The sequence below is a fragment of the Sediminibacterium soli genome (assembly GCF_009939225.1).
In the GTDB taxonomy this organism is placed as follows: Bacteria; Bacteroidota; Bacteroidia; order Chitinophagales; family Chitinophagaceae; genus Sediminibacterium; species Sediminibacterium soli.
Genome location: NZ_JAACJR010000003.1, coordinates 544347 through 558581, shown reverse-complemented (window position 1 = coordinate 558581; position 14235 = coordinate 544347). Strand labels below are relative to the sequence as shown.

13 protein-coding genes are annotated in these 14235 nt (G+C 49.6%); 6 read left to right on the top strand and 7 right to left on the bottom strand.

From position 1 onward, the window contains the following. Positions 1-28 precede the first annotated feature (28 nt). The 3 genes from GWC94_RS02545 (at position 29) to GWC94_RS02535 (ending at position 3374) form a co-directional block, all read left to right on the top strand. Positions 29-385: a four helix bundle protein gene (locus GWC94_RS02545; protein ID WP_161833420.1), complete on the top strand. Its 357-nt coding sequence runs from the start codon at positions 29-31 to the stop codon at positions 383-385. Positions 386-406: 21 nt separating this feature from the next. Beyond that, positions 407-2305, top strand: a complete 1899-nt coding sequence (locus GWC94_RS02540; protein ID WP_161833419.1) for a RecQ family ATP-dependent DNA helicase — start codon at positions 407-409, stop codon at positions 2303-2305. Between the two features lie 373 nt (positions 2306-2678). After that, entirely contained in the window at positions 2679-3374 is a 696-nt protein-coding gene (locus GWC94_RS02535; protein WP_161833418.1) for a response regulator transcription factor, read from the top strand. A gap of 115 nt (positions 3375-3489) precedes the next feature. Here GWC94_RS02535 and ruvB read toward each other — a convergent pair whose 3' ends face one another. Continuing rightward, positions 3490-4521 (bottom strand): Holliday junction branch migration DNA helicase RuvB, encoded by a 1032-nt coding sequence (ruvB, locus tag GWC94_RS02530; protein ID WP_161833417.1) that lies wholly within the window; start codon positions 4519-4521, stop codon positions 3490-3492. 181 nt (positions 4522-4702) lie between these two features. Between ruvB and GWC94_RS02525 the strand changes: the two genes are divergently transcribed. The 3 genes from GWC94_RS02525 (at position 4703) to GWC94_RS02515 (ending at position 6269) form a co-directional block, all read left to right on the top strand. Beyond that, positions 4703-5125 (top strand): MarR family winged helix-turn-helix transcriptional regulator, encoded by a 423-nt coding sequence (locus tag GWC94_RS02525; RefSeq protein ID WP_161833416.1) that lies wholly within the window; start codon positions 4703-4705, stop codon positions 5123-5125. Positions 5126-5180: 55 nt separating this feature from the next. After that, entirely contained in the window at positions 5181-5918 is a 738-nt protein-coding gene (locus GWC94_RS02520) for an SDR family oxidoreductase (RefSeq protein WP_161833415.1), read from the top strand. Between the two features lie 69 nt (positions 5919-5987). After that, positions 5988-6269 carry a hypothetical protein gene (locus GWC94_RS02515; protein ID WP_161833414.1) on the top strand — a complete coding sequence of 94 codons (282 nt, stop codon included), beginning with the start codon at positions 5988-5990 and terminating at the stop codon, positions 6267-6269. Positions 6270-6318: 49 nt separating this feature from the next. On the opposite strand, the gene GWC94_RS02510 is transcribed toward GWC94_RS02515, so the two are convergent. The 6 genes from GWC94_RS02510 to leuS all read right to left on the bottom strand — a co-directional run bounded on the left by GWC94_RS02510 (position 6319) and on the right by leuS (position 14202). Then, complete coding sequence (locus GWC94_RS02510) at positions 6319-7014, bottom strand: peptidoglycan DD-metalloendopeptidase family protein (RefSeq protein ID WP_161833413.1); 696 nt, start codon at positions 7012-7014, stop codon at positions 6319-6321. After that, entirely contained in the window at positions 7011-7493 is a 483-nt protein-coding gene (locus GWC94_RS02505; RefSeq protein ID WP_161833412.1) for a hypothetical protein, read from the bottom strand. The genes GWC94_RS02510 and GWC94_RS02505 overlap by 4 nt, the downstream gene beginning before the upstream one ends. Before the next feature lie 122 nt (positions 7494-7615). Beyond that, positions 7616-10285, bottom strand: a complete 2670-nt coding sequence (locus GWC94_RS16985) for a S41 family peptidase (RefSeq protein ID WP_202628610.1) — start codon at positions 10283-10285, stop codon at positions 7616-7618. Between the two features lie 105 nt (positions 10286-10390). Then, the gene (locus tag GWC94_RS16650; protein ID WP_202628626.1) at positions 10391-10789 is read right to left on the bottom strand and encodes a PD40 domain-containing protein; all 399 of its coding nucleotides are present in this window, start codon (positions 10787-10789) and stop codon (positions 10391-10393) included. A gap of 173 nt (positions 10790-10962) precedes the next feature. Continuing rightward, entirely contained in the window at positions 10963-11244 is a 282-nt protein-coding gene (locus GWC94_RS02495) for a hypothetical protein (RefSeq protein WP_161833411.1), read from the bottom strand. Positions 11245-11388: 144 nt separating this feature from the next. After that, the gene (leuS, locus tag GWC94_RS02490) at positions 11389-14202 is read right to left on the bottom strand and encodes a leucine--tRNA ligase (RefSeq protein ID WP_161833410.1); all 2814 of its coding nucleotides are present in this window, start codon (positions 14200-14202) and stop codon (positions 11389-11391) included. Positions 14203-14235: the final 33 nt, after the last annotated feature.

Genomic DNA, 14235 nt, shown 5'->3' with positions numbered 1-14235 from the left:
ATGGGGGGTGGTAATTTAGAATGGCAGCATGCACCTCACTTTAGCACATACCAAACTGGATGTTTATCAATTGTCGAAACAATTATTGCTGACTATTTACAGAGTAAGCAGAAATTCTCCTCCGGAAGAGCGGTATAACCTGGTTCAGCAAATTCGCCGGGCCGCATTGTCAATTCATCTTAATATTGCAGAAGATTGCTCAAGAAGTTATCCCAATGACAGAAGATGCTTTTTTGAAATTGCGAGAAGCTCTCTTATCGAAGTCGATACAGCCTTGGATATTGCTGCGGAACTGGGCTATTACGAACCCTTATCAAACGAAAAAACCGGAGAATATATCTCACGCTGCTTTCTCATGCTCACCCGAATGATCACCCAAACATAACCCATCAACTCACGCCAACTCATGCCCTCTCCTCTATACATCCTCCAAACCCACTGGCAGCACAAGGCCTTCCGGCCGATGCAGGAGGAGATCATCGGGTCTGTATTGGCGGGAAGGGATACATTGGCTTTGCTGCCGACGGGCGGGGGTAAATCAATCTGCTTCCAGGTGCCGGCGCTGCTGATGGACGGTGTTTGCCTGGTGATCAGTCCGCTGATTGCACTGATGCAGGACCAGGTGGAGAATCTGAAAAAAAGAAACATCAGCGCTGCGGCACTGCACAGCGGCATGACGGTATGGGAAGTTAAGAACACCCTCGCCGAAACGGCCGGCGGTGTTTACAAATTCCTGTATGTGTCTCCTGAACGTATCGAATCGACGGTGTTCAGGGAATGGCTTCCGGCCATGGATATCGGGTTGATAGCGGTGGATGAAGCGCATTGCATTTCGCAGTGGGGTTACGATTTTCGTCCCGCCTACCTGCGCATACTTTCTTTACGGGCAGAACTGCCGGATGCGGGCATCATCGCCCTTACCGCATCGGCCACACCGCAGGTACAGGACGATATTGTACAACAGCTGCGGCTAAAAGAGGCGAGTATATTCCGGCAATCCTTTGAGCGGCCCAATCTCTCTTACAGCGTGCTGCGGGTTGACAGCAAGATCCATAAAACGATCGATGTGCTCAGCAATGTACCGGGCAGCAGCATTGTTTACTGCGGCAGCAGGCGCCAGACAAAACAGCTGGCGCGCACACTGAACCTGCACAAAATTGCGGCAGACGACTACCATGCCGGGTTAACCGCAGAGGAACGCACGGCAAAACAGCAGGCATGGATCAGCGGGCATATCAGGGTAATGGTATGCACCAACGCCTTTGGCATGGGCATCGACAAACCCGATGTACGAAGCGTGATCCATTACGATGTACCCGATTGCCTGGAAAACTATTACCAGGAAGCAGGCAGGGCAGGCAGAGACGGTAAGAAATCGTTTGCCGCACTGCTTTACGGCCCCGAAGACAGCCAGACCCTGCTGGCGCTGCCGGATAAAAAGTTTCCGCCCATTGCGGTGATCAGAAAGGTTTACCAGGCTTTGGCCGATTACCTGCATATACCGGTGGGCAACGGCGAGGGATTGTATTATGATTTCGATCTCCCGGTCTTTGTAAAAAATTTTCAGCTCGATACCTTGCAGGTCGTCAATACACTGAAGGTGCTGGAGCAGGAAGGGCATATCGGCTTTTCGGAAAATATCTTCCTTCCTTCACAGGTGGTATTTACGGCCGACCGGGAAACCATGGATACTTTTCAAACAGTTCATCAGGCACTCGAACCATTAATAAAATGCCTGCTGCGGACCTATGAAGGCATTCTTGACAACCGCCTATCGGTGTTTGAAAGACAGATGGCGAAACTATGCAGGTTGTCTGTTGAAGAGGTAACAAAGGGGCTGCAGCAGCTGCAGGCGTATGGCATCATTCAATACCTGCCGCAAAAAAATACACCCCAGGTGCACTACCTGCTGAACCGTGCGCCGGCACAATACCTGCATATCGACCAGGACAAATACCTGCAGCGCAAAAAAATGTATGCAGCAAGACTTGAAAAGGTGGTCCGGTATATCGACAGTACGGAAGGATGCAGGAGCCGCTTCATTGCTGACTATTTCGGCGATACCGGAACAAAAGACTGTGGTATCTGCGATCATTGTCTTGCCGCCAAAAGAAAGGAGATCGGCAAAGAAGAATTCGATGCCATCAGGAAGATCATAGAAGCATCGGCGGGAACCAGCAGCAGCATCGACACACTCTTACCGCAGCTCAGGCAATACAGTCGCGAAAAAATCTGGACCGTTATCGGGCACCTGCAGGATGAAAAACTGATCCATATTGATGATCAGGGGGTTATAAGAAAATAATCGGTTTCATGTTCGGTACCGATCAGTTGATAAGAAAAGAGCCGAAACAAAATTTGACAGGCCGATACAGCCGGGGAAAATGTTGAAGCAACCCAATTTTACTCATGCAACAAGGCTTGTTTCAACGATAGCTGGCATGATAATTTTGCCCTCGTATTGGAGGAGAAAAATTCGGTACCCGGATTCAGGGGAGGAAAGAATTGATTAATTTAGATGGAATGAAGGATAGTGGAAAGGTTGCCGGGTCGCATGGCACACCACCGCTTATCAACTTTTCAACCGGTTAATAATAAGGTCATCTTTAACAAAAGATTGCTGTAACGATCCGTGAATTGGCTTCGTTTTATCTTTATTTCACGTTAAACAAATAATCATGGAAGACAAAAAAAGTAAGATCCTTTTATGTGAAGATGATACCAATCTTGGCATGGTACTGAAGAACTATCTGGAGCTGAACGATTTTGATGTTACCCTGGAAAGGGATGGCCGCCTGGGCCTTGCCGCATTCCAGCGCGAGAAATTTGATATCTGTCTTCTGGATGTAATGATGCCCAATATGGACGGTTTTACCCTTGCAGAGGAGATCCGCGATGTAGACCCGGATATACCCCTGTTCTTTCTCAGCGCCAAGACCATGAAGGATGATATCATCCAGGGCTATAAACTGGGTGCCGATGATTATATTACCAAACCCTTCGACAGCGAAGTGCTGCTGCTGAAGATCCGCGCCATCCTTAAACGCAACGAGGAAGAAAACAAGGTAAACGACAATGTGGAGTTTGACCTGGGCAGGTACCATTTCAACCCCAAACTGCGGGAACTGAAACACGATGATATTACCCAAACACTTTCTCCAAAAGAAAATGAACTGCTGAAAATGCTGGCGGAGCACAAGAACGACCTGCTGCCGCGCGAAAGGGCCCTGAAAAAGATCTGGGGCAGCGATACCTATTTCAACGGCCGAAGCATGGACGTATACATCGCCAAACTGCGCAAATACCTGAAAGACGATTCCAATATCGAGATCGTTAACATCCATGGAAACGGATTCAGGCTGGTAGCGCCTTAGAAGCTAAAAAATAAAGAATCAAAAATGCCCCGGAGTTGTTTCGGGGCATTTTTCTTTTTGGGTAACGTTCTGAATTTTTAGAAAATCAACACAGGGACCGGAGGTTCGCGGAGAGTCAGGAGAACAGATCGGGGTGGTTGCCGGAGCGGGGATTGCGGCCGGTATGTTCATAGGCTTTGGCGGTAACCTCGCGGCCACGGGGTGTGCGCTGAAGAAATCCTTCCTGTATCAGGAACGGCTCATACACTTCCTCGAGTGTGCCGGGTTCTTCCCCAACGGCGGTGGCAATGGTGGTGATGCCAACCGGGCCGCCCTTGAATTTATCAATGATGGTCAGGAGAATGCGGTTATCCATCTCATCCAGCCCGTGTGCATCCACATTCAGCGAACGCAGGGCATGCTGGGTGATGCCGATATCCACTATGCCATCGTTGAGCACCTGCGCAAAATCGCGTACCCTGCGAAGCAGTCCGTTGGCGATACGCGGCGTACCACGGCTACGGCCGGCTATCTCCGTCGCTGCATCCGAACTGATACGCACATCGAGAATGGCAGCGCTTCGCTCAATGATCTTTTTAAGTGTTTCGGCATGGTAATATTCCAGTCTTGATTTGATGCCGAAACGCGACAGCAACGGCGCCGTCAGCAAACCGCTGCGGGTGGTGGCGCCCACCAGCGTAAAAGGATTGAGGTTGATCTGCACGCTGCGCGCACTCGGTCCGCTGTCGATCAGAATATCGATACGGAAATCTTCCATGGCGGCATACAGGTATTCTTCCACCACCGTGCTCAAACGGTGTATCTCGTCAATAAACAGCACATCGTTGGGCTGCAGACCTGTTAACAGGCCGGCCAGGTCTCCCGGTTTTTCGATCACAGGTCCTGAAGTTTCCCTGATGCTCACGCCAAGTTCATTGGCCACTATCCGGCTCAGTGTGGTCTTGCCCAGACCCGGGGGGCCATGAAAAAGAATATGGTCCAGCGCCTCTCCCCTGATCTTCGCCGCCTTGATAAAAATGCGGAGGTTCTCTATCAGCTGCGGCTGCCCCGAAAAATCATCGATCTCCTGCGGACGGATGGTGTTCTCAAATTCCCTGTCGGCCGGATTCAGCCTCGAGGCATCACTGTTCAGGTTATCATTGGGCATAAACGAAATTACAAAATCGGACGATTGGTGAGGTTAAAGAGGTTAAAAAGCTAACCGTATTCTGTGTTGAACTGCGATTCCTGCGTTTCGGAAAAAATCAACACAGAATACACAGAACGGTGTAAAGTGGCTGAAATTAATATTTGTACATACAAATATCTTATTTATCTTTGTCAGACCAATGAAAACTTCCGAGTGCAGATATTGTACCTGTCCTAATTTTCTCGCCGGTACGGTGGCCCGTAAAATCGAGAAAATGGCCGCCGAAAGCTGGAAGGAAACCGGTCTGGCGCCAAGCCATGCCTATCTTCTGCTGCTTACCCTCGAGGAGCCGGGTATACAGGCGGGGATCATCGCGCAGCATTTACAGTTAACCCCCAGCACCATTACCCGGCTGGTGGAAAAACTGGAGGAAAGAAAACTGGTGACACGCGTTTCGGAAGGCAAACAGACCAATGTCTTCCCCACACAGAAAGCCAGGGAAATGAAACCGCTGCTGAAAAAATGTTCGGAAGACTTTCATGAAAAATATACGGAACTGCTGGGCAAGAGCGACAGCAAACAGTTTATCCAGTACATGACAAGGATCGCAGACAGGATCTGATTTTTTTTCAAAAAACATTTGTATATACAAATATTAACCGTCAAAAACAACTATTATGTCAAAAAAAATCGCACTGGTAACGGGCGCTAATAAAGGCTTGGGACTCGAAACCGTAAAACAACTGGCAAAAGAAGGCATCAAAGTGATAGCCGGCTCGCGCAACCCCGAGAAAGGACTGAAATCCGTGGAAGCATTGCAGGCCCAGGGGCTGGACGTTGAATTTCTGCAACTGGATGTAGACAATAACCAGGACATCAGGAATACACACGATTATATTCTGAACCGGTACGGCAAACTGGATATACTGATCAACAACGCGGGTGTACAGATAGAAAGCAGGGAATGGACAACCAACACCACCGAATCTATCGACGATACCGTGCTGCGCTCTACCCTCGATACCAATTTTTTCAACCTGGTAAAACTCACCAACACGCTGTTACCCCTGATCAAAAAAAGTGCGGCAGGCAGGATTGTGAACCTTAGCAGCATACTTGGTTCACTCGGACTGCATGCCAGCCAGGACTCGCCGATCTACCAGTCGAAACTGTTTGCATACGATACCTCCAAAACGGCATTGAACTCGTACACCGTTCACCTGGCACAGTCGCTGGCGAATACAACGGTGAAAGTGAACTCCGCGCACCCGGGTTGGGTAAAAACAGATATGGGTACGGAAGCTGCGCCCATGAACATCAACGATGGCGCCAAAACATCCGTTGCACTGGCACTGCTTGATGAAAACGGCCCCAACGGCAAATTCATTCATCTCGGCGAAGAACTTCCCTGGTAATCGAAGACAGGCCGGTTCTATAAAACAGACAGACCGCTTCGGCGGTTTGTTTGTTTTGTACCTTGCCGTATGTCTTTTGAAGCATTCGAACAAACCCTTACTGCAAACGATCCGCCCCGTTTTTCCGTTTACCTGACGGCTTTATGGTATGACGGGAAGGGCGACTGGGAAAAAGCCCATGACCTGATCAATGATCTCAACGGCGGAACGGCAGCATGGGTACACGCCTATCTTCACAGGAAGGAAGGCGATACCGGAAATGCGCGGTACTGGTACCATCGTGCCGCAAAACCCTTTCCCGATCTTTCGCTGCAAGAAGAATGGCAGGAGATCGTAAAAGCGCTGCCGTAACTGCGCTGCGCTTTTCGGCACCGTTTCTTGAAAAGTATCCGGCAGGTGTTTATGCATATTGCATCAGCTGTAATATTCCATCAGGGTTGGGGCAGTTGGCCAGGTACAGGTCGCGTTCGCTTAATTTACATACACCGGGGTAATCTCCTTTTTTTCCCTCCATATCGATGATCAGCTGAAAATGCAGGTGTGGCGGCCAGTGCCCGTTCTCCGATGGCTGCCCAAAACCAGCGATCCGGCTTCCCTGTTCCACCTGTTTTCCCTCGTATAATTCATCCAGGTCCGACAGGGAAAGATGGCCGTACAGGCTATGGAACACCTGCTCGTCAACCCGGTGCGCAAGAATGATGGTTGCGCCATAATCGCCGTAATGATCGTTGAAGGCAAAACTGTGTATCGTCCCGGCCAGCGGAGCGTAAACAGGCGATCCCGCCGCGCCCCATATATCGATGCCCAGATGAAGTCTTCTTGGTTCCCCGGCAGACGCACCACCGTCAAAAACAGAACTGCGGCTGTACACCGTTCTCAGTTCGTCGTAACCGCCAATGCCATAGCGTGCATTCGCTGCCTGCAGTTGGTTCGTTATGTATTCGGAAAATGCGTCGGTATCGGTAACGACACTGTCTGTCAGATCCTGGTTGGCATCGGTAAAATCCATTGCCAGCAGCGTATCCCTGTTGCGGTCGAAATCGACCACAGCGGCGCTTAGCGAAGGCAATCGTTCGAGCCAGTATGGCTTTTTCATCTCGAAAGCAGGTATTCGTTCACTACATGCCATGCTCCGTTACCATCGCCTGTATGCCTTGCCAGTTGCACCCGGTTTTTACCAAACAGGTAGCTATGCCTTACCCACAGGGGTTGGTTGCCTGTATGCGCTTGGCTCTCGGTCACCAGCAGCAACGCCCCGTCTTCCGTTACGGATTTCTGTGTAATGGTTCGTTCTGCAAATACATAACCGTTATGGGTGATCAGCAGGGTATCTGTATAAGCGGGTTGCGCCGGATCGCTAAACAGGTAACTGACCAGGATGCGGTTGCGCCCCATACTGCTGATCCGCACCGACACAGGTTTGACGGTTTTTTTGCCCCCTTCCATTTCGAAGGAATAAGTGCCTTTCCAGTTTCCTTCGGCCGGCTTCAGTTCCTTTACCGACACGGGTTGCGCAGCGGCCGACGCAGCCAGGAACGCAGACAGAGCGACGATAAACACGGTCTTCATTTTCATTATGACATATTTCCCGCTCTGAAATTAATACAAAAAAACGCCTGCTTATGCAGGGCCGCCGGGATTTTCCGGGCCAAAAAGAGGGGGATAGATCCGTCTATCCCCTCTTTTGATTGGTTTATTTATTTGCTGTCACCCTGTTTCAGCTGCTTCCTGATCTCTTCGATGGCCCTGTCCAGCTGCGGATCACGTTTATTGATACGGTCTTCAAAGCCCATCGGCACGTAAATATCCGGCTCCACGCCTGTCTTCTCAAGGTCTTTTCCTTCGAGCGAATAACAGCCCCAGCCCGGAAGTCTAACAAAAGAGCCGTCCACCAGACCGGCGCCACTCGTAAAAATGATCCAGCGATAGGTGCCCGTTCCGATGATCTTACCCAACCTCAGCGCTTTGAAACCCTGCGAGGTCATTTCCGCATCGCTCAGCGACTGCTCGTTGGTAAGCAGTACAATGGGTTTATCGGCCGGTGCAAAATTGGACTGCGGCGACAGCTTTCCCTCACGGTACTTCCATGACAGGTAGGCACGCTGGCTCAGGAATTTCAATACTTCATCGTGTACATTGCCGCCGGTATTGTAACGCAGATCGAGTATCAGGGCATCTTTTTTATAAAAATCCTGTGTCATATCGATCAGGAATTTCTCCAGTTCCGGTCCGCCCATATTCTTCATACAATGGTAGGCGATGCGGTTATTGCTTTTCCGGTCAACGCGCTGCTGGTTATTGTCGATCCATTCATCATACAGATTATTACCGATACCAGTCTGCGGGTGAATCTTTACCTGCACCGGCAATCCGTTACGCAGAAAATCCAGTTTCATCTCCCTGTCGATAGACGGACGGCTGAAATAGAAATTACGGTCCGCATTTTTGTCAACCGTTTCATCATTTACTTTCACCAATACATCACCCGGACGGATATCGATCGAATGTTTGTCGGCATTACTGTTCTTTATAAGATATGTAACCGTGTACGGATCCGTGTTGTCAAACATGATACCTGTTTCCATCGTTCGGTTTGTCAGCTGCACGCTCTCATCATCGCCGGAAGTGCTGAACCCCTGGTGTGAGGAATTGAGCTCACCCAGCATATCGCCCAATAATATCCGCAGGTCGTTACGGTTATTGAGATGTGGTATAAAGGCCGCATATCTTTTCTTGGTAGCCTGCCAGTCGAGCCCGTGGAAATTTTCATCATAATAATTTTCCTCCACCTGCGCCCATGCTTCTTCGAATATCTGTGCGAATTCCGCGGCCAGGTTCCTGCGGAAGGTCTGGCTGATCAACACCGGATCGACACGATTGCCATCCATATTCAGCCTGAAGAGATTGCCGTTCATAACGATCATGGTCTTATCTCCCCCCTCTGCATAATCAATGCTTCCTGCGTCTGCACCGGTTATCCTTTCTGTTTTGGGGTTCTCAAACGGTTCCAGTGTGGTCTTCCATAAGGCAGGACGGCCTTCCGCATGATCGCTCACATACAATACAAATGTCTTCTCGCCTTTCTGCGATACTGTCAGCAGGTATTGCGAACCAAAGGAAGGACCAACCTGCTCGATGCGATCCATCATGCTCTCCGCATTTACAGCAATATGCGAAGGAGTGGATTCTTTTTTTGTTGAATCTTTTTTTGCGGCTGCCGAATCCTTCTTAGGCTCCTCCTTTTTTTCGGTCTTAAAAAGATCATTGTATTTATCACTGCGATAAGGCTCGTCGATCTTTTCAAGGGGCAGGCGATAAAGGCGGGGATTCTGCATACCGAAAGGATAAGAAGGCCTGGTACGGGAGGAAATAAAATAGATATATTTTCCATCCGGCCCCCAAACAGGCGATGACTCGGTAATGCCGGTATTCGTAAGATTGGTAGTCTTATTATCGCGAAGATGATGGATAAAAATATCCTGTTCAAAATTTCGCACCGCGGTAAAGATCACGTATTCATCATTGGGCGAGAACCCGGGATCCGAATTCTGGAAAGCCCAGATCTCGTCCTTCACGATGGTTTTGTTCTCCCATGTTTTCAGGTCAAGCAGCTTTACCTCATCCCTTCCGCTGAGGTAAACAGCTTTGGTGCGAGCTTTATTGAGGGCGATGGCACGGTTATCCTTCAGATCGCCGGTCAGCTGTTTTACGGTACCGTTGCCATCGGCTGCCGCCGTATACAGGTTGAGGTACCCGTTCCGGGTTTCGTTGAACAGCAGCGTTTTGCTGTCGCTCATCCATTTTACTTCCCTCGCCCTTTCGGTGTTTCCCTTGTTGATACGCTGTATGAATTTTCCTTCCGCATCACTTACAAACAATTCTCCGCGCGAGGTGAAAGCGATCTTCTTACCATCGGGCGATACATCGAAGTTGGTGATGTTATTACGGACCTCGTAATCCTTTACCGCCGGAAGTACACTGTTTCGCAGCAGGGTCAGCTCAAGTTTCCCGGTTTTGCCTGAGGCCACGTCATACAACCACAACTGGTAATCCCTCTCAAATACGATCTTTCCGCCATTGGCATTTACAGAAGGTGTTTTGATGGATGTGGTGAACCTGGTAAGCCCGGTCTTCTTGTCCGACTTATCCAGTGCATACAGGTTATATTCACCGTTAGCTTCGTCCGAAATAAAATACACATTACCACTCCTGTCAATGGTGGCGCCGAAATCCTTTCCTTCCCAGGTGGTATATTTTTTATACTGTTTTGTTTTGATATTGTACGACTGTATATCCGGATTAAAAGGCCCTTTATAACGTTTACGCGCTGCCTGGTTGCTGCTTTCCCATGTGTCGTTAAAAAACACTTCTCCTGTTACAGGATGTTCAAACAGGTTATGATCAAAAAGAAAAAAATGATCCCCGAACAGCCGCTGTGGCGTACCACCGGCAATGCCTACCGTAAAGCCCGACTATTGCCCCATCCGGTTAGATGTGAAATAAATGGTTTTGCTGTCCCAGCTCCAGCTGTTCACTTCGTCGGTGCCGCTGTGGTAGGTAAGCTGTTTCACTTCTCCGCCGCTGAAGGGGATGACGAATACATCGGCGTTGCCATATTGCCTGCCGGTAAACGCGATCCATTTACCATCGGGCGAGATCCTGGCATTGGTCTCATATCCCTGCATGGCGGTGATACGCGATGCCTGGCCGTCTTTTACATTCGCTTTCCACAGGTCGCCTTCAAAACTGAAAACAACCGTCTGCCCGTCGGGTGATAAGGTGGGATGGGACAGAAAGAATGCGTCGGACGCCTGCGCATTTGCCGCAAAGGCGCCCATGCCCATCACAAAAATGGAGAATAACTTCCTCATTGCAGATAGTTTGATTGAACGGGTAAGATAGAAATTCTGCGGATTATAGAAGAAGAAAATGGCTGAAGGGTTATTTGCCGGAAGGCTGAAAAGAAAAAACGCTGATAAGTGGGGGCCGCTACAACAGCGTACCCCAACCTATCAACGTTTCAGTCTGTTATCTTCTTGCTGCTTTACTGCAGATACGCCTGCTTGCTTCCTCTTCTGTCGATCACCAGCTTGCGTGATTTGTCGGCAATGGCCGGGGTTGTTTTTTTAACTTCTTTCAGTTCGGCTGCAAGACTGCTGTCGCTCGACTTCAGCATTTTTAACTCGGCCTGTAACTGCTGTACCTGCTTCTCCATTTTTGCCATTCTTTCTTTCAAAGCCTGGATGGTGTCGGGCTCGTTGGCAAAACTGCCGGTGGCAAACAAAATACCGGCTGCAAGTGTCATCATGCGTAAACCTCTCTTCATAACTTGGCATTTTTTGATACTGCGAAGGTAGTTTGAGAGAGGTGAAATTTTTGTTAATCACCGGCAGATATTGCCGCTGATTTCACAGACCTGTCTGTCGACAGACAGATTAGCACAGATAGTTATTTGTGCCCGAACCGAAAATCAGATCACAATATTGATCATTTTTCCTTTTACAAAGATGATTTTCTTGGGTTGTTTACCTTCCAGCCATTTCCGGATGATCTCACTGTCCAATACGATTTTCTCTACTTCGTTCTGTCCGGCCGCCAGCGAAATATTGATGGTGGTCCTGACTTTACCATTAATACTTACCGGGTATTCTTTCGATGATTCAACAACATATTTCTCTTCAAAAACCGGGAACGGCGCGTTAAGGATGGAATCGGTATTGCCCAATGCCTGCCATAGTTCTTCAGCAATATGCGGCGCATAGGGCGTGAGCAGGATCAATACCTGTTCCAGTATGGTTTTTTTATGACACTTCAGGTCGCTGAGTTCGTTAATGCAGATCATGAACGTGCTCACGGCTGTGTTAAAACTGTAGCGTTCCGTATCGTCTTCTATTTTTCTGATCGTGCGGTGCAACACTTTCCATTCTTCTGCAGCGGGTGCATCGGCATTCCAGATCTTTCCTTTCTGTTCATCAAAGAACAGCCTCCATAATTTTTTAAGAAAACGGTGTACGCCTTCGATGCCTTTGGTATCCCATGGTTTGCTTTGTTCAACAGGACCGAGGAACATTTCGTACATGCGGAAGGTGTCGGCGCCGAATTTCTGTACCAGTTCGTTCGGGTTTACCGTATTGAATTTCGATTTCGACATCTTCTCCACTTCCGAACCGCAGATGTATTTTTCTTCATCCAGTATCATTTCCGCATCTGCATATTCCCCGTTGCGCCAGAGTTTGAATGCATCGATATCCAGTTCAACACCGTCTACAAAATTCACATCCACCCGTATCGGATCAAGCGCTTCCATTTTGAATGCTTCGCCATCGATAAGGCTATGCGAAACAAATTTGCCCGTGCCGCGAACGCGGTATACAAAGCGGCTGCTGCCCTGTATCATGCCCTGGTTCAGCAGTTTCCGGTAAGGTTCGTCAAAACCGATATAGCCGAGATCGAACAGCACTTTTGTCCACATACGGCTGTACAGCAAATGGCCCACCGCATGTTCGGTTCCGCCGATATAGAGGTCTACCTGGTTCCAGTAATCGCTGGCTTTGCGGTCGCAGAATGCCGCATCGTTGTGCGGGTCCATATACCGGAGAAAATACCAGCTGCTGCCGGCATAACCGGGCATGGTATTCGTTTCCAGTTCCTTTGCCACCCATTCGGGGATATTGGCCAGCGGCCCCTCGCCTTCCGGCCCTGAGCTGTAGCTGTCCACTTCCGGCAACAGCAAGGGCAGTTCGGTTTCGGGCAGTGCAACGGCTACACCGTTCTTCCACTGCACAGGAAACGGTTCGCCCCAGTAGCGCTGGCGGCTGAAAGCGGCATCGCGCATTTTATAATTGACCTTGCGTTTGCCAATGCCCCTCTCTTCGAGCCGGGTGATAACCACACCGATGGCATCGCGCATCACCATACCATCCAGAAAATCGCTGTTGCCAAGTACCGCATCTTTGGTGGGATTGGCTTCTTCGCCGGTATAGTGTTCGCCGATGATATTGGTGATTGGTATGCCGAAATGACTGGCAAATTTAAAATCACGCTCATCACCGCAGGGTACGGCCATGATGGCGCCGGTACCGTACCCGGCAAGCACATACTCCGATATCCAGATGGGTATACGCTTTCCGTTAAAAGGGTTCACCGCATAAGCACCGGTAAAACAGCCGCTGATCTTTTTCTCGGCCTGCCGCTCACGGTCGCTGCGGCTTTTTACATAAGCGATATACGCTTCAACCACCTGCCGCTGCTCATCGGTGGTGATATGGGCGATCAGTTCGTGCTCGGGCGCCACCACCATAAAATCAACGCCGAAAATGGTATCTGGACGGGTGGTGTAAACCGTGAGTCGTGAATCGTGAGTAGCGGGGGAAGTGTTTTTCCGTGCATCGTCTGAGGTTTCGGGGCCCGGTATCTCAAAACTTATCTCGGCGCCGAAGGATTTGCCGATCCAGTTTGTCTGCATTTCGGTCATGGCCTCACTGAATTCGATGGTCTGCAGTCCTTCGAGAAGACGGTCGGCGTATTCGGTGATGCGCAGATACCACTGGCGGAGTTTCTTTTTGACAACAGGATAGCCGCCGCGTTCGCTGACGCCGTTCACCACTTCGTCATTGGCCAGTACGGTGCCCAATGCCTCGCACCAGTTCACTTCGCCGTAGCCGCAGTAGGAAATGCGGTAATGCATCAGAATGTCCTGCTTTTCTTTTTCGGTGTACGCATTCCATTGCTGCGCGCTGAAACGGATGGACGCATCGCCGGGACACTCGTGTTCACGGTTACCGTTTTTTTCGAAGACAGTAACCAGTGTTTGTATACGTTCTGCCTTACGCGTGGTGCGGTTATAAAAACTATCGAACAGCTGCAGGAATATCCACTGCGTCCATTTGTAAAATTTCGGATCCGAAGTACGCACCTCCCTGCTCCAGTCGAAGCAGAAGCCGATATTATCGAGCTGCTCGCGGAAATTCCGGATATTCTGCTCGGTGCTGGTTGCGGGGTGTATGCCGTGTTCCAGTGCATACTGTTCGGCGGGCAGGCCAAAGGCATCGTATCCCATCGGGTGAAGCACATTGAAACCTTTCAGTCTTTTAAAACGGCTGTAGATATCGGATGCGATATATCCCAGCGGATGGCCCACATGCAGACCGGCCCCACTTGGATAAGGGAACATATCGAGTACATAAAACTTCGGTTTACTGCTTTCGTTGCCCACCTGATAGGCGCCGGACGCCTTCCACTGCTCCTGCCATTTCTTTTCGATACCCCTGAAATTGTATTCCATGATGATTGTCTGTTGGTCTGTTCGTTTATTGAT